General features: G+C 71.5%; 13 protein-coding genes. 5 read left to right on the forward strand and 8 right to left on the reverse strand.

Translation table 11 applies throughout. The features are described 5' to 3' along the window. Nucleotides 1-95: 95 nt before the first annotated feature. The 3 genes from katG to CBF90_RS10020 are packed head-to-tail and all read right to left on the reverse strand — an operon-like array spanning nucleotide 96 to nucleotide 3,974. Complete coding sequence (gene katG / locus CBF90_RS10010) at nucleotides 96-2,441, reverse strand: catalase/peroxidase HPI (RefSeq protein ID WP_088380518.1); 2,346 nt, start codon at nucleotides 2,439-2,441, stop codon at nucleotides 96-98. A gap of 40 nt (nucleotides 2,442-2,481) precedes the next feature. Next, complete coding sequence (locus tag CBF90_RS10015) at nucleotides 2,482-2,919, reverse strand: Fur family transcriptional regulator (protein ID WP_088380519.1); 438 nt, start codon at nucleotides 2,917-2,919, stop codon at nucleotides 2,482-2,484. 59 nt (nucleotides 2,920-2,978) lie between these two features. Beyond that, nucleotides 2,979-3,974 carry a stage II sporulation protein M gene (locus CBF90_RS10020; RefSeq protein WP_023955394.1) on the reverse strand — a complete coding sequence of 332 codons (996 nt, stop codon included), beginning with the start codon at nucleotides 3,972-3,974 and terminating at the stop codon, nucleotides 2,979-2,981. A 16-nt stretch (nucleotides 3,975-3,990) separates the two neighbouring features. Between CBF90_RS10020 and CBF90_RS10025 the strand changes: the two genes are divergently transcribed. After that, on the forward strand, nucleotides 3,991-4,851 hold the full coding sequence (locus CBF90_RS10025; protein ID WP_088380520.1) for an RDD family protein: 861 nt from the start codon (nucleotides 3,991-3,993) through the stop codon (nucleotides 4,849-4,851). On the opposite strand, the gene CBF90_RS10030 is transcribed toward CBF90_RS10025, so the two are convergent. Then, nucleotides 4,823-5,029 (reverse strand): DUF3499 family protein, encoded by a 207-nt coding sequence (locus CBF90_RS10030; protein ID WP_036305938.1) that lies wholly within the window; start codon nucleotides 5,027-5,029, stop codon nucleotides 4,823-4,825. The two genes, CBF90_RS10025 and CBF90_RS10030, sit on opposite strands and share 29 nt — an antisense overlap. A gap of 80 nt (nucleotides 5,030-5,109) precedes the next feature. On the opposite strand from CBF90_RS10030, the gene CBF90_RS10035 reads away from it, so the two are divergent. Further along, nucleotides 5,110-5,550, forward strand: coding sequence for a metallopeptidase family protein (locus tag CBF90_RS10035; RefSeq protein WP_172407818.1), 441 nt, complete (start codon nucleotides 5,110-5,112; stop codon nucleotides 5,548-5,550). 8 nt (nucleotides 5,551-5,558) lie between these two features. Here the strand turns inward: CBF90_RS10035 and CBF90_RS10040 are convergent, their stop codons facing one another. The 4 genes from CBF90_RS10040 to manA form a co-directional block, all read right to left on the reverse strand. Continuing rightward, the gene (locus CBF90_RS10040; RefSeq protein WP_088380521.1) at nucleotides 5,559-6,950 is read right to left on the reverse strand and encodes a DUF5719 family protein; all 1,392 of its coding nucleotides are present in this window, start codon (nucleotides 6,948-6,950) and stop codon (nucleotides 5,559-5,561) included. After that, nucleotides 6,947-9,787: a glycosyltransferase gene (locus tag CBF90_RS10045; protein ID WP_088380522.1), complete on the reverse strand. Its 2,841-nt coding sequence runs from the start codon at nucleotides 9,785-9,787 to the stop codon at nucleotides 6,947-6,949. Before CBF90_RS10045 ends, CBF90_RS10040 begins: the two co-directional genes overlap by 4 nt. Nucleotides 9,788-9,876: 89 nt before the next feature. Further along, nucleotides 9,877-10,197, reverse strand: coding sequence for a WhiB family transcriptional regulator (locus tag CBF90_RS10050; protein WP_023955405.1), 321 nt, complete (start codon nucleotides 10,195-10,197; stop codon nucleotides 9,877-9,879). 144 nt (nucleotides 10,198-10,341) lie between these two features. After that, the gene (gene manA, locus CBF90_RS10055; RefSeq protein WP_023955407.1) at nucleotides 10,342-11,514 is read right to left on the reverse strand and encodes a mannose-6-phosphate isomerase, class I; all 1,173 of its coding nucleotides are present in this window, start codon (nucleotides 11,512-11,514) and stop codon (nucleotides 10,342-10,344) included. Nucleotides 11,515-11,585: 71 nt separating this feature from the next. Here manA and CBF90_RS10060 point away from each other — a divergent pair, with 71 nt between their 5' ends. From CBF90_RS10060 to CBF90_RS10070, 3 genes are all read left to right on the forward strand, one after another. Next, complete coding sequence (locus CBF90_RS10060) at nucleotides 11,586-13,010, forward strand: O-antigen ligase (RefSeq protein WP_088380523.1); 1,425 nt, start codon at nucleotides 11,586-11,588, stop codon at nucleotides 13,008-13,010. 150 nt (nucleotides 13,011-13,160) lie between these two features. Further along, nucleotides 13,161-14,495 (forward strand): O-antigen ligase, encoded by a 1,335-nt coding sequence (locus tag CBF90_RS10065; protein ID WP_158497470.1) that lies wholly within the window; start codon nucleotides 13,161-13,163, stop codon nucleotides 14,493-14,495. Next, nucleotides 14,492-15,838 (forward strand): O-antigen ligase, encoded by a 1,347-nt coding sequence (locus CBF90_RS10070; protein WP_197690576.1) that lies wholly within the window; start codon nucleotides 14,492-14,494, stop codon nucleotides 15,836-15,838. The genes CBF90_RS10065 and CBF90_RS10070 overlap by 4 nt, the downstream gene beginning before the upstream one ends. Nucleotides 15,839-15,848: the final 10 nt, after the last annotated feature.

A 15,848-nucleotide genomic window follows, 5' to 3' on the forward strand; every position in this document is an offset into this window, starting at 1 on the left:
GCCCACCCGAGCCCCACAGCACAGCGCCCATCCCACCAGCAACGGCGAAGGCCCGCCCCGGGTATCGGGACGGGCCTTCGCACGGATGCTGCGGGTCAGCGCAGGTCGAAGCGGTCGAGCTCGGTGACCTTGGTCCAGGCGGCGACGAAGTCGCGCACGAACTTCTCGCTCGCGTCATCCGAGGCGTACACCTCGGCGATGGCGCGCAGCTCGGAGTTGGAGCTGAACAGCAGGTCGACGCGCGTGCCGATGCCGATCTCCGACCCGTCGGCGTTCACGCCGCGGAAGGCGTGCGAGCCGGGGTCGAGCGGCTTCCACGTGGCGCCGAGGTCGAGCAGCTTCACGAACACCTCGTTCGTCAGCACGCCCGGGCGCTCGGTGAACACGCCGAACGACGATCCGTCGTAGTTCGCGCCCAGGGCGCGGAGGCCACCGACGAGCACGGTCATCTCGGGGGCGCTCAGCGTCAGCAGGTTCGCCTTGTCGATGAGGTGGTGCTCAGCCGGCAGGAACGCGTTCGGGCCGTAGTAGTTGCGGAACCCGTCCGCGACCGGCTCGAGGTGGCTGAACGACAGCTCGTCGGTCTGCTCCGCGGTGGCGTCGGTGCGGCCGGGACGGAAGGGAACCGTCACCTCGACGCCGCCGTCGCGCGCGGCCTTCTCGACACCGGCGTTGCCCGCCAGCACGAGGAGGTCGGCCAGCGAGACCTTCTTGCCGTCGGCACGGCCGTCGTTGAACGACGCCTGCACGCTCTCGAGCACGCCGAGCACGCGCTGCAGCTGGGCCGGGTTGTTGGCCTCCCAGTCCTTCTGCGGGGCGAGACGGATGCGGGCGCCGTTGACGCCGCCGCGCTTGTCGCTGCCTCGGAACGTCGAGGCCGCGGCCCACGTCGTCGAGACGAGCTCGCTCACGGTCAGGTCGGTGGCGAGGATGCGGGCCTTCAGGTCGGCGGCATCCGCGTCGTCGATCAGCTCGTGGTCGACGGCAGGCAGCGGGTCCTGCCAGATGAGCTCCTCCTGCGGAACCTCGGGGCCGAGGTAGCGCGCGATCGGGCCCATGTCACGGTGCGTGAGCTTGAACCAGGCGCGGGCGAACGCGTCGCCGAAGGCGACCGGGTCGTCCTTGAAGCGGCGCGAGACCTCGTCGTAGGCGGGGTCCATCCGCAGCGCCAGGTCGCTCGTGAGCATGCGCGGCTCGCGGCGGCCGTTAGAGTGCGCGAGCGGCACCATGTCGGCACCGGCACCGTTGACGGGACGCCACTGGTGTCCGCCGCCGGGGCTGCGCATGAGCTCCCAGTCGTAGGCGTAGAGGATGTGGAAGAACTCGTTGTCCCAGCGGGTGGGGTGGTAGGTCCAGGTGACCTCGAGGCCCGACGTGATGGTGTCGTCGCCGTGGCCGGTGCCGAAGTTGTTCTTCCACCCCAGGCCCTGCATCTCGACGCCCGCGGCCTCGGGGTTGTCCTCGAGGTTCGAGTCGGGAGCTGCGCCGTGGGTCTTGCCGAAGGTATGACCACCGGCGATGAGGGCGACGGTCTCCTCGTCGTTCATGCCCATGCGACCGAACGTCTCACGGATGTCGCGCGCCGACTTCAGCGGGTCGGGCTCGCCGTTCGGGCCCTCGGGGTTGACGTAGATGAGGCCCATCTGCACGGCGGCGAGGGGCTTCTCGAGGTCACGGTCGCCGGAGTAGCGCTCGTCGGCGAGCCACGTCGTCTCCGGGCCCCAGTACACGTCGTCGTCCGGCTCCCAGACATCGGGACGGCCACCGGCGTATCCGAAGGTCGAGAAGCCCATGGACTCCAGCGCGACGTTTCCGGCGAGGATCATGAGGTCGGCCCACGAGATCGACTGGCCGTACTTCTTCTTGACGGGCCACAGCAGGCGCCGGGCCTTGTCGAGGTTGACGTTGTCGGGCCAGCTGTTGAGGGGGGCGAAGCGCTGCTGGCCGGCCCCGCCGCCGCCGCGGCCGTCGGTGACGCGGTACGTGCCGGCCGAGTGCCAGGCCATGCGGATCATGAGCGGACCGTAGTGACCGAAGTCCGCCGGCCACCAGTCCTGCGACGTGGTGAGGACCTCTTCGATGTCCTTCTTCACGGCGGCGAGATCGAGCGACTCGAAAGCGGCCTTGTAGTCGAAGTCCTCGCCGACGGGGTTGGCCACGGCGGGGTTCTTCTTCAGGATGCGCAGGTTGAGCTGGTTCGGCCACCAGACGTGGTTGGCGTTGCCGACCGTCGGATGCGGCTGTCCGCCGTGCGAGCCGTGGCCGTGCCCCTGTCCCTGCTCGCCGCCGTGGATGACGGGGCAGCCGCCGGCGTCGTTGGAACGCGGCCGGGTCTCGCCGTCGGCGCGCTCGTCCTCGGGTGTGTCGATGGGGGTAACCGCCTGGTCGGTGTCGGTCACGTCCTCGCCGATGGGCGCGGACTGCTGGTCGCGATCGCTCATGGGGATCCTTCCGTTGGGGGTTTTCGGGAGAGAGAGAAGGTCAGGATGCTGCGGGGGTCGCGGATGCGGCGCACGCCGCACACCGCCCCCAGTAGGTCACCTCGGCCGAGGCGACCTCGAAGCCGTGGTCGTCGGACGGGTGCAGGCACGGCGTGTGCCCGACGGCGCAGTCGACGTCTTCGACACGCCCGCACGCGGTGCAGACGAGGTGGTGGTGGTTGTCGCCGACGCGCAGCTCGAACAGCATGGGGCGACCGGCGGGCTCGATGCGGCGTGCGAGGCCGGCGTCGGCGAAGTCGTTGAGGGCGTTGTACACCGACTGTCGACTGGTCTGGGGCATCCGTTCCGCGACAGCCGCGTAGACCTCGTCGGCACTGGCGTGAGGCCGCGCGCGCAGAGCGGCGTAGACGGCGGAGCGGGACTCGGTCACACGCAGACCGGAGGCGCGGATGGCCTCGGGAGCGGTCGCGATCGTCATGCCTCGATCGTATCCCGCATTTTTGATCAGATCAAATTAAGCAGTGGTGAACGGCTACGTCAGCCCGCAACGAGACGCGGGGTTCCGGCCTCGTACTCGGTGAGGTCGCCGGTCTCCCCCCGACGTGCCGCCGCGCGGCCGAGCACCAGCATGTAAGCGAGGAACACCGCGAGGGCCAGCGCGCCGATACCGATCTTGATCGGCCACGGCCAGGGCTGACGCGTCACGAACCCCTCGACGAGACCGGAGAGCGCGAGAGCGAGAATCAGGCCGATCGCCACCGTCGCGAGCGAGCGCCCTGCGGCGGCGAGCGCCTCGCCGCGACTGCGCCTGCCGGGGGCGATCCACGCCCAGAAGATGTGGAGTCCCGTCGCCCCGGCCACGAAGATGCAGGTGAGCTCGAGCAGGCCATGCGGTGCGATATGCAGAAGGAAGACGTCACCGCGGTCGAAGGAGATGAGGATCGCCGCCGCCTGACCGATGCTCACCGCGTTCTGCATGAGCACCATCACGGGCCACAGGCCGGTGATCCCGAACAGCACGCACTGGGCAGCGATCCAGGCGTTGTTCGTCCACACGGTACCCGCGAACACCGCCGCGGGATTCTCGCTGTAGTAGGCGGTGAAGTCGTTCTTCGCGTACTGCTCGAGCTGCGCCTGCGATCCCAGCGCCGCCACTGCGGCGGGGTCGCCCGAGACCCAGAACGCGACGAGCGAGCTGATCACGACGAAGGCGACGGCGACGGCGAGCGTCGTCCAGCGGACGCGATACAGCGCAGCCGGCAACTGGTGCACGAAGAAGCGGGGCAGCTGCCGGAGCACGTTCTCGGGGGCTCCGGTGAGCCGTAGCCGGGCGCGCGACAGGATCATCGAGAGCCGGTCGCCCTCGACGCTGCGTCCCGCGGAGGTCTTGATATCGGCGAGGTCGGCGGATGCGGCGCGGTAGCGCGTGACCAGCTCGTCGACCTCGTCGCTCGACAGGCGGCGTGCACGACCGAGCGCGTCGAGCCGATCCCACTCGGCGCGACGCGCGGCGACCAGGGCGTCGAGGTCCATTTGCTTAACTGTACCCATGACCACGCCCGCTCCCCCGGTGCAGATCCGCCAGGACGAGATCCTCACCGGCGAGGCGGTGGCGCTCGACGTTCAGCCGCTGGGCTTCTTCCTCCGCGCCCTCGGCGCGCTCATCGACGTCCTCTGCGGCATCGCGCTTCTGCTGCTGTTCTTCTTCGTCGGAGGCTTCGTGGTCGGCGGGCTCGGCCTCGAGAGCTTGTCGGGGATTCTCATCGTGTCGGCACTCGTCCTGGTGCTCGTCGTCATCCCGACCGCCGTCGAGACCCTCTCTCACGGCCGCAGCCTGGGCAAGCTCGCGGTCGGTGGCCGCATCGTGCGCACCGACGGCGGGGCGACCGGATTCCGCCAGGCGTTCATCCGCGCTCTCGTCGGCGTCCTGGAGATCTGGTTCACCTTCGGCGCGCTCGCGGGCGTGGTCGCGGCCTTCACCCCGCGTTCGACTCGACTGGGCGACATGGTCGCCGGGACCTACTGCGAGCGCACCCGGGCTCCGCGCCTCCCACCGCCCGCCGGACCGGTCCCGATCGAGCTGCGGGAATGGTCGGACGTCGCCGACGTGGCGCGCCTGCCCGACCGCGTCGCCCGACGAGCATCCCAGTTCACGCGCTCGGCCGAGGGCATGGAACCGGCGGCACGACTGCGCTCCGCGACGATGATCGCCAGCGAGGTCGCGCCCTTCGTCTCGCCGCTGCCGCAGACGGACCCCGAGACGCTCGTCCGCGCGGTGGTCGCGGTCCGGCGCGACCGCGAGTACGCCGCGATCCAGCGGATCGACGACCGGGCGCGTGCCCTCGTCGGCGCGGCTCCCGAGACACCGCGGGGCTTTCCCGTCAGACCCGAAGCGTCTCGTGACGGATGACGACCCACCCCTTCGGCACCGAGAGGCGCTCGGTGTGGATGGCGCACAGGTCGTGCGCGTGCGGGTCGGTTCCGCCGCCCAGCGGGCCGAGCGCAGCCATCTGGTCGCCGTAGTCGAAGGTCAGGGTCGTCACGGCCTCGCGGGCGCAGCCCACCTTCGAACACAGTCTCTCGCGCATCCCGTCCACGGTAACGCCGCGGACGCTGCGTGAGCGGATGCCGCGCCGGTGCCTCATCCCGCGGCGCATAGGATGGCCTCATGATCCGGCGTCGTTCCCGACCCGTGCCGCCCCGGCGGAACCGGCCGTCGCGTCACGGCCGTCACGGCCGCGATGACAGGAGCCCCGTCGTCCGGCCGCCGCTTCCGCCCCTCGAGACCCGCTCCGAGCGATTCGATCTGTCGGTGGGCACGGCCGCCGAGTTCCTGCGCAGCGCCTGGCCGGAGCTGCGGGAGGTCCGTTTCGAGGTCGCCGGGATGCCCGTGGCCAGTGACGAGGACGGCATCCCGCGTTGGCAGGTCTTCGCGGCCGAGAAGCGGATCGTGCTGTACCGGCTGCCGATCGAGCGCCTCAACCGGCTGCACCGCAACGACGATCTGCACCGCCGGATGATGGTCGAGAGCTGCGTCTTCCGCGCGGCGGCCGAGTACCTCGACCGCGATCCTTGGGACCTCGGGCCCGACCGGTTCCGCTTCCTCTGACCGAGAGGTCAGGGATACACGGTGAGCTCGGCCGCTGCGGCGGCCGAACCCGTCACGGGATAGGTCCCGAGCTGCCCGGCACCCGAGAAGCCGACGGATCCGCGGATGCCGCCGGGACCGGGATCGAGGCGGTAGACGGTCCCCGCCGCGACATCGATCGTCCGCGACTGCCCCGCGGCCAGCTGCACCGTCTGCGACTCCCCGCCGGACACGGGCGTCAGAGTCGCGGCGGTCTCCTGGTCTGCGGTGAGCGTCAGTGTGGGACCGGGACCCGGAGCGACGGCGACGAGGGTCGGCGCGTCGACGAGGGGGGCACCGACAGCCCAGGCGAAGTCGGCGGCGGTCGCCTGATCGGTCGAGGTCCACGCCGCCGCCACGAGCGGATCGGCCGCGGTCGCGGTCACGGTGTATTCACCGACGGGCATCCCCGTCACCTCGAGCTCGAGCGGGCGTCCCGCGGCGAGCGCGATGGCGTCCTGCTGCGACACCACGCTGCCGTCGGCGACGGAGCGCACCGTCACACTCGCCAGGGTGTCGGCGGCCGTGGCCATGAGGCGTACCGACATCCCGCCCGCTGAGGCGACGGAGTCGGGCGCAACAGTGACGTCGACCGCGGGGATGACCTGCTGCGTCGCGGGAAGGGCGCTCGCCCCCACCTGGTCGACGCCGCCGGCGATGAGGGTGCGCGTGAGCGCGGACTGCAGGGATGCCCGCACCGGGGCACCTTGTGCCGTGACCTGCACGACGGGGCTCTGCTCACCGCGGCGGAGCGCCGCGAGAGGGATGGCGCGCTGCGAGCGGGCGGCGACGACGATGTCGCGGCCCGCGACGGGGTCCTGAGCTCCGTCGGCGCCGAACACGCGCAGGTCGACAGTCGCCGCGACATCCCCCGGGTTCGTCAGAAGGACGAGGTCGCTCGCGCCCGTCGCAGCCGATCCACCGACGAGCCACGACTCCATCGCGGGCCGGGTGCATGCCGAGACCGCCAGGCCGCGCAGGTCCGGGTCATCGAGCGAGGCCGAGGATGCGGCGCCGAGATCGGTGGGGACACCGCCCGTGGGCTCCGCCGAGAACGCCGCCGGCGGTGCGCCCTCGTCGGCGCGGTCGGGTGTCGCGAGGGTGTAGGAGGTCGGGTCGCCGCTGTCGGCGGCGGAGACGACGCTCGAGGGCGCAGCCGCGGTGATCGCCCCCGCCGCCGTCGCGTCTCGCCCGAGCGCGAGGAGCGGACCGTCGCACGCCGCGACCGAGCGCGCGGCCTCGGGTACCACGTCCAGGGACATGGGCTCGCGGGCGAGGGTCGGCCACGGCGCGGCGGCCGCGACGATCACGCCCCCTCCCACGACGGCAGCGGCCACCGCTCCCGCGGCGAGGCGGGTCACGAGTGCGGTTCGCGTGTTCATCGGTCCCTCCGGCGAAGCGGTCGGATGCCCACGAGGCGCGGTGCCGCTCGCGAGGCCGAGCGGCTCCCACGTGTCGGCAGCGCCAGGAGGAGGGCGATCGCGAAGACGGCTGCGATCCCGCTCCATGCGGCCGACGCGACGGCGCGAGCCGACGTCGCAGCCTCAGCGCGGGGAGCGATGTCGCCCGACAGGCGCCATAGCTCGCCTCTGTCCGTCGACCCGACGGCGTCGAGCCCATCCCGGCCGCCCAGGGCCGTTGCCGCCGCGAGCCGCGTGCTGCGGGCCGCGGCCGACTCGTCGTCCCCGGACGACGCGAGCAGGATGAACGCGACCCCGTGGTCTCGCAGCTCCGCGACGACGTCGTTCGCGGTATCGGCGACGAGGTCGGCAGCGACCTGGGCCGCTTCTCGGTCCGCATCGGTCAGCTCGGTGCGCGCGGTCACGAGAGTCGACTGACCACCGAGGGTCGCACTGCCGCCCCACACGACATCCACGGCGACGCCGTCGTCGGTGGGCGTGAGGACGATCGTGCCGAGCCCCGGCGAGTTCGCCCCCTCGGCGGCGACGAACGCAGGGAGGGTGCTGGTCGCACCGCGACCGACGACCGAGGCTTCCCGGGCATGGGAGGTCAGCATCGGAACGGCGGCGACGACGAGCCCGGCCACGGCGAGCCCGGCGGCAGCGGCGCGGACGACGCGGGCCGGCACGACGCTGTCGAGCGTCAGCAGGGCACCGCCGGCCACTCCGACCCAGGCGAGGCTGAGCGCCGCTCCCGGCCACAGCGCGATCGCGGTCGTGCCGTCGATGACGACGGCCACGCCGGCCGCGGCGAAGGCCGTCGCCACACCGAGCCCCGCGATGGCGAGAAGCACGATTCCGACGAATCGCCGAGCCGACATGGCGGCGGCGAGAGTGAGCGCGAGCAGCGGCGCCGTGAACAGGATGAGCCACCAGAGTGGCCCCGCGGCACCGGTGAAGGCGGCCCAGCCCGCGTCGGCGGGGAAGCCTGCCGCGAGCAGGAACCTCCCGAGGACGTCATCGGCGAACCGCGGGCCGCTCCATGGCACGCCGGGGTCGGCAAGGAGCGACCAGGGGTCGCCGACGCGCAGCCGCGCGAACACGAGCGGTGCCGACAGCGCCACGGACGGGACGATGATCCAGAGCCACCGGAACGCCGCACGTCGGCCGCGGAGCACCATCGACAGCACGACCGCGAACACCCAGATGACCACGACGGGGGCCGCGAGCACGGGCGAACATGCCAGCACGACGGCGAGCAGGATCGAGGCCGTGCCGGCGTTGCCCCACGACCGGTGCGCCGCGGCCGCGGCGAAGGCCAACCACGGCAGCACGAGGTGGACGATGACGGCTGCCGGCCGCCCATCGCCCAGAGCCACGAGGAACATCGGCGCGAGCGCCCACGTCACCGCCCCGACGATGCGCAGAACCGGGCGTTCGGTGATGCGGGTCGCCGCGAACCAGCCGCCGAGTACCGCGAGTGGAAGTGCGAGCAGCCAGAGCACCACCAACGCGCGCGACGGGTCCGCCGGCGACAACGATGCGAGCACGGCGAGGACCGCGCTGAACGGGTCGGCCGGCCCGACGGCATCCCAGCCGAGCGGGCGCTGCGCACCCGTCGCTTCCGACCAGGCGCGCGCGGCGCTGGCGGCGAGTGGGGCGAGCGCTCCCCCGCCGATCGAGGGCCAGCTCAGCGCGGCGGGCATCGACGCGATCGAGACCACGAGCGCGGCGAGCACGGCCCAGGCACCGCCTCCGGAGAAGAATCCGAGCTCGGTGCGGCGGGGACCGTCGCCGGCGGGCTGGTCCTCGATGAGCCGCTGACGCATGACGCGCGAGCTCACGCGCAAAGATGCCAGCTGCGACCACGATGCACGCCGGTGACGCGCGATGCGACGCCGGGTCCGGGTCACTGCCGGCAGACGCACCAGCACGACGGCGGCCGCCGACCATTCCGGGCCGATCCGCGCGGGCCGCTTGCCGACGAGGTGGAGGATGCTGCGCCAGAGCGCGAGCGGGAGGAGCGAGAGCCAGTGCAGCACAACCGCCGGCGGCGGGGCGTAGACCAGCCTGCGGTGCAGCTGCGCGACACGGGCGGCGTGGACGGCGCGAGCCCGCGCGGCGGTCGTGCGCGGTGCGGGCGCACCGGCCACGCCATCGTGGGCCACGGCGATGCGCGCGCCGGGGGCGAGCACGACACGACCGCCGGCCAGGCGCACCCGGACACCGAGATCGAGCCCCTCGTCGGCACCGGCAAGCGCCTCGTCGAGCCCCTCGAGCTCGCGCCACGCCGCCGTGTGGACGAGGAGCCCGCGCACGTCGCCGCCCAGGACGTCGTCCGTGCCGTCGTGCTGCCCCTGGTCGTGCTCGCCGTCGGCGAGCCCGACGGCGGCGCCGAACCTGGTCATGGAGCGTCCGAGCGAGACGATGCGGGTGTTGTCGTCCCACTCGACGAGCTTGGGGACGGCGATGGCGACGGACGGGGCCGTCTCGAGCGCGGCCGCGAGGCGCTGCAGCGCCTCAGGTTCCGGCGCGACGTCTTGAGCCAGCAACCAGATGGCGTCGCCGTCGATCCGACGCGAGGCGAGCCGGAGCGCCGCGGCGAAACCCGTGCGCGCGGGCGCTGAGATAACCGCTTCCGCGCCCGACTCCTCGGCGAGAGTGCGCAGGCGTTGGTCGCCGCCGCAGAGCACGATCGTGAGGGCGTCGACGGCGCGCGTCTGATCGCGCAGCGCGGCGAGCGTGCGCATGAGATGGAAGGCCGCCGGTGTGCGTCCGTCGGGACGCACGACCAGGAGCGCGTGAACACGGGCGGGCATGACGGAGCAAGCCTAGGCGGCGATTCTGAGCGCCCCCGGCAGCAGCGGGGCGGTTCGCCGATATCGGTGGAGGCTGTCGCCGTCCCTCGTCAGACCGCGCGGCGCTTCAGCTTGCGACGCTCGCGTTCGCTGAGACCGCCCCAGATGCCGAAGCGCTCGTCGTTCTGCAGGGCGTACTCCAGGCACTCCCCCCGCACGTCGCACGACGTGCAGATGCGCTTGGCATCACGAGTCGAGCCGCCCTTCTCGGGGAAGAACGCCTCGGGATCGGTCTGCGCGCACAGTGCATCGGTCTGCCAGGCCAGAGCGTTGTCGTCACCGTCGGTATCGACGCGCCGCACTCCGGGCACACCCAGGTTGACCGGGTCGACGAACCAGTTGTCGGGAACGCCCGAACGGTATGCCGTCATATCGTGTCCCCTCCTCGCCGGCCGGCACGCGAGCCGCGTGTCTCGCATTAATTACACCCGTGTCATTCCCTCGGGTCAAGTCGCGGATCGTAAACCCTCAAGCGCATGTTTAAGCTTCGCGGCGGTTCGTCGGCGTGTCGCGGCTCACTCGCCGCCCGGCTGAGCGACGAACGCCTCCCCCGCGCCGCCGATCGCGACCGACGCCGCCGAGACCACGGCCGCCGTGCCGGGAACGAGCTCCACGCGCTCTCCGTCCGCTTCGACGACGATGTCACCGCCGGTCGCGAGCACGACGGCCGGTCCCGCGAGCGCGATCTCGGTAACCGCTTCGAAGGTCGTCTCGACGCGCGCAAGACGGAAATCCGGTACGCCGACGTCGTAGCCGAAGACCCCGGGCGCGACCTCGACCGGCTCGACGATCGGCGCGGGACCGCTCGCGGTGCTGACCACCTGCAGCAGCTCCGGCACATCGACGTGCTTGGGGGTCAGCCCCCCGCGGAGCACGTTGTCGCTGGCCGCCATCAGCTCGACGCCGAGGCCGTCCTGATACGCGTGGAGCACGCCGGCCGGAGCGAAGAGCGCTTCTCCGCGCCGCAGCTCGACGAGGTTCATGAGGGTCGCCACGATGAGGCCGGCATCGTCGGGGAACGCCGCTGCGATCTCGCGGAGGACGCGGCGCTCGGCCGCGAAGTCCGACGCGTCCGCAGCGTCGCCCGCCGAGCGTTCCAGCGCGGCGGAGAGGTCGGTCACGACATCGGCCGCCTCGCCCGAGAGGGCCCAGCCGATGACACGGCGCAGCGCAGCGGGCTCGTCCTCGGCGTCGGTCGGCGTGAGAGCGGCCGACAGCGCGCCGACACCGCCGCCTGCGCCCAGCGACGCGAGCAGACGCTGCGTGTCGACGACGGGCCGCAGCCCGACGAGCGCGCGGAAGCTCTCCGACAGGGCGACGATGATCTCGGGCTTGTGATTCTCGTCGCGGTACAGCCGCTCGGCCGCATCCCGGGGGATGCCGGCCGCCTCCTCGCGCGCGAACCCGACGGCCGCCTGCTCCCGAGACGGGTGCGCCTGAATCGACAGCGACGTCGCCGCGGCGAGGATCTTCAGCAGATACGGAAGAGGCGGTATCCCCGCCTCGGACAGGGCGAGGTTCAGCGGACGTCCGGTGCCGTCGTCCACGCGCGACGGGCTGCCCGGGTGGTCGCCGAACCAGATCTCCGCTTCGGGTGCCCCCGAGGGCTCCCGCCCCTGCAGCTCGGCGATGAGCGTCTCGGAGCCCCATGCGTAGTCTCTGGCGATGTTCGAGATCGGAATCAGCACGGACCCAGCCTAGGACGCAGGGCCGTGAGAGCCGGTGCCGAGACGCGACGCCGCGGTAGCCTGTCTGCACCATGGCCGTCTACTCCCGACATCCCGTCTCGGCGCCGCCCACGGCTCCCGCGCGCGAGACCACGGGCCACCTCCTGCTCCGCGCCTGGTGCGTCTTCGTCATCGCCGCTTCCATGGCCGGCACGAGCTGGTTGATGGCCTTCGGCTCGGCGGGCGCAGCAATCGTCGTCGTCGGGACCGGCATCGTGTCGGTGATCCTGTGGGTGTCGCTGCGACCGCGGGTGCAGTGGCGCCGGCTGCCGTGGTTCGCGCTGGCCTACGTCGCGTGGGCGGTGGCTTCGATGCTGTGGTCGGCGTGGCTGGGCGCAACCGAGCTGACGCTCCTCCTGCTCGTGTCGACGACGGTGCAGGCCATGTTCGTGGGGGCCGTGCTGACGTGGCGCGAGATCCTGCGCGCGGTCGCGGCGGCGCTCAAATGGATGCTCGGGCTCTCGATCGTCTTCGAGCTGTGGGTCGCGCTGATCTGGCGCGGCGACATCCTTCCCGGCTTCGTGCGACCGGGCGAGGACTACACGGGTCACGCCATCACCCTGTGGTCGCGTGACAACCTCTTCAACGGAGGCCGACTGCAGGGCATCTTCGGAAACGCCAACCCCCTCGCCTACATCGCGCTCCTGGCGATCATCGTCTTCATCGTGCGGATCGCCTCCGGAGCACCGCGACGATTCCTCCTCGGCCTGTGGACCGTCCTCGCGCTGTTCCTCTTCTGGCGCGCGTCGTCGGCGACCGCGTTCCTCTGCGCCCTCGCCGTGGCGGTCGTCCTCGTGACGATCCTGCTCATGCGCACGGCCCGGCGCCCCGGTGAGCGCACACGGTTCTACCTCATGTACGCGGCGGTCGCCGGGATCGGGGGCGGGGCTGCCTGGTTCGCCCGCGACACGGTCTTCGAGCTGCTGGGTCGGTCCTCCGACCTGACGGGCCGGCAGCGGATCTGGGATGCCGTCGGTGAGCGCATCGCCGAGCGCCCCGTGATCGGGTGGGGCTACTCGACCCCCTGGGTGCCCTCTGACCCTGCCTTCGACGGCTGGATCGTCGACCACGGCGTGAGCGTGATGCAGGCGCACAACATGTGGCTCGATGTCGCCCTGCAGCTCGGCTTCGTCGGTGTCGCCCTCATCGGCCTGGCGCTGCTGGCCTTCGTATGGCGCTCGTGGTTCTTCGCGGTCGACCGACCCCGCTGGGACCTCGTCGCGGATCGGCCGTACAGCGCGCTGACCCTCGTCCCTTCACTCGTCGCGACGATCCTGCTCGTCCAGGGCCTCGCCGAGTCGGCTCCGCTGCTGAACTGGGGATGGTTCCTCATCATCCTGTTCGCGTTCAAGATCAAGCAGGCCCCGCTCGTCGGGCGCGGGCCGGCCGAGCAGCGTCTCGACGCGGAGCAGGGCGACCGCCTTCCCGAGCAGCGGGAGGCGCTCCGCCACGCATGAGTGCTCTCAGGGGCCTCCGGCTACTCTGAGAGCATCATGGCCAGTCATACGCGTGGGGGATCCGGAACGGATGCGTCGGCGACCCCGACCCCCAGGCGCCTCCCCCTTCGGCTCGTGCGCGCGTGGTGCACGCTGGTCATCGCGTCGTCCATGGCCGGCACGGCATGGCTCATGGCGGTCGGCGTCGGCGGTTCGGCCGTCGTCGTGGCGGTCACGACCGCCGTGTCGGCGGCGATCTGGCTGATCCAGCGGCCCCGCCGACGGTGGCGGCGTCTCCCCTGGTTCGCCCTGGCCTATGTCGCGTGGGCGGTCCTCTCGCTGCTGTGGACGGAATGGCCGCGCGCGACCGCGATGACGCTCGCGCTGCTGCTGGCCACGACGGCGCAGGCGATCTTCGTCGCCTCCGTCCTCACGGGGCGCCAGATCATCGAGGCGATCGCCGCGGCGGTGAAGTGGATGCTGGCCCTCTCGCTCGCCTTCGAGCTCTGGGTCTCGCTCGTCTGGCAGGGACCGATCCTGCCGGGATTCGTCCGCCCGGGGCCCGACTTCACCGGCGATCCGATCATGTTCTGGTCGCGCGACAAGCTCTTCACGGACGACCGCATCCAGGGGATCTTCGGCAACGCCAACTCTCTCGCCTACATCGCGCTCCTCGGACTCGTCGTGTTCGGGCTGCAGATCAACACCCGCGCCGGCCGGCGCGGACCGCTCGTGGTCTGGTCGCTGCTGGCCGCGTTCTGCTTCTGGCGCGGCTCATCCGCGACGGCGGCGATGTGTGCGATCGCGATCGCGATCGTCATCGTCGTGGTGCTGCTCATGCGGCGCGCGCGAACGGCACGGACGCGCCGCGTCCTCTACATCGTCTTCACCGTCACAGGCCTCGCCCTCATCACGTCGCTGTGGATCGCGCGAGAAGCCCTCTTCGAGATGCTGGGGCGCTCCTCCGATCTGAGCGGTCGCAAGGAGATCTGGGCGACCGTGGGCGAGCGCTTCGCGGAGAGCCCGATCATCGGCTGGGGTTACTCCGTGCCGTGGGTGCCCACCGACCCGTTCTTCGACGGATGGATCGTCGACCGGGGCGTCACGGTGATGCAGGCGCACAGCACCTGGTTCGACGTCGCGATGCAGCTGGGCATCGTCGGGGTGCTCCTCTTCGCCGTCGCCCTCGGCGCGTTCACCTGGCGTGCGTGGTTCCTCGCGCTCGGCCGCATCCCCCGTCCCGGCGACGCACGGGAGCCCCGGTCGCGTCTGCTGCTCATCCCCGCGCTCGTCGCGACGATCCTGCTCGTCCAGAGCATCACCGAGTCGTCGCCGCTGCTCAATTGGGGCTGGTTCCTGCTCGTCATGCTCGCCTTCGCGATCAAGCAGGCCCCCGCCTCCGTGCGCGGCACGCCCGTGCGACGTCGATCGACGCTGGCCGCCGCGTGGCCGCTCGAAGGCGGGGCCCCGATCGAGCGCGGCGCGCCCGTGGAAGGCGCGGCGTGAAGACTCCGCCGGCGCTGTCCACCTCGTGGATCGTCCGCACCCTCGACTCCGCCGCCTTCGCGCAGGCATTCGCGCACACCGCGATCGCCGCGGTCTTCGCGCAGCACCTCGTCGAGCGGACGGCGGGCCGGGTCACCTGGCTCACCGTGATCGCGGGGCTGTGCGTGGTCGGGGCGGCCGTGCTCCTGGTCCGCCGTCGCGAATTCACCCTCGTGCGGCTGATCCCATCGACCCTCGTGGTCTTCCTGGGCTGGGCGCTGGCCAGCGTCACCTGGACCACCGACACCTCCGGCACCCTCGCCGGATGGCTCTCGCTCGCGTCGATCGCGTTCCTCGCCGTCGTCATCGCGAACACACGCGACACGCTGCAGACGGTCCGCGCGCTGGCCGACGTGTTCCGCGTGCTCCTGGTGCTGTCGCTGGCGCTCGAGCTGCTCTCGGGCGTGTTCTTCGACATGCCGTTCACCTTCCTCGGCATCGAAGGCGACATCGCCGCTCTCGGACCGGTCCAGGGCATCTTCGGCACCCGCAACTCGCTCGGCTTCATCGCGGTCCTGGCGTTGATCACCTTTTACATCGAATGGCGGACGGTGTCGGTGCGCACCGGCGTCTCGCTCTTCTCGGCGGTGCTGGCCGCGCTCCTCGCCGCGCTCTCGGACTCCCCCACCGTTCTCGTCCTCGCCGTCGCCACGGGGATCGCGACGGCGGCGCTCGGCCTCGTCCGACGCACACGCCGCGGGCTGCGGCGGACGGTGCAGTCCATCCTCGGCGCGACCGTCGTCGTCGGTGCGCTGGTCGGGTACCTCTTCCGCGAACGCATCATCGCCTGGATCGGAGCGGGCACCGACTTCTCGATCCGCGCCGAGCTCTGGGACCAGATCGCCTCGTTCGTCCGGGTCGAGCCCGTGCGCGGGTGGGGCTGGTTCGGCACGTGGTCGCGGACGGACTTCCCCTTCAACGCGATCAACTTCGCGCTCGGGGATCGTCACACCTCGGCGTTGAACGCCTACGTGGACGTCGTCCTGCAGCTCGGGTGGGTCGGTCTTCTCATCTTCATCGCGTTCGCCGGCCTGGCTTTGGGACGCGCCTGGCTCGTCGCGAGCGAGCGTCGGTCGATCCTCTACGCCTGGACGCCGCTCATCCTCGTGACGGTGCTCGTCGATGCCCTGTTCGAGAGCTTCCCTCTCCACGGGTACGGCTGGCTGATGCTCGTCCTCTGCGCCCTGCGCGCCGGGCAATCGAGGTCCTGGCGGGAGAACATCCGGGAAGCCGCGCGGCCGGCATCGCCCGCGAGCGGACTGCCCGACGACACCTCGACGGGAACGCACGGCATCGCACGGTAGGATCGGGCCG

It is taken from the genome of Microbacterium sp. AISO3, assembly GCF_002204305.1.
Taxonomy (GTDB): domain Bacteria; phylum Actinomycetota; class Actinomycetes; order Actinomycetales; family Microbacteriaceae; genus Microbacterium; species Microbacterium arborescens.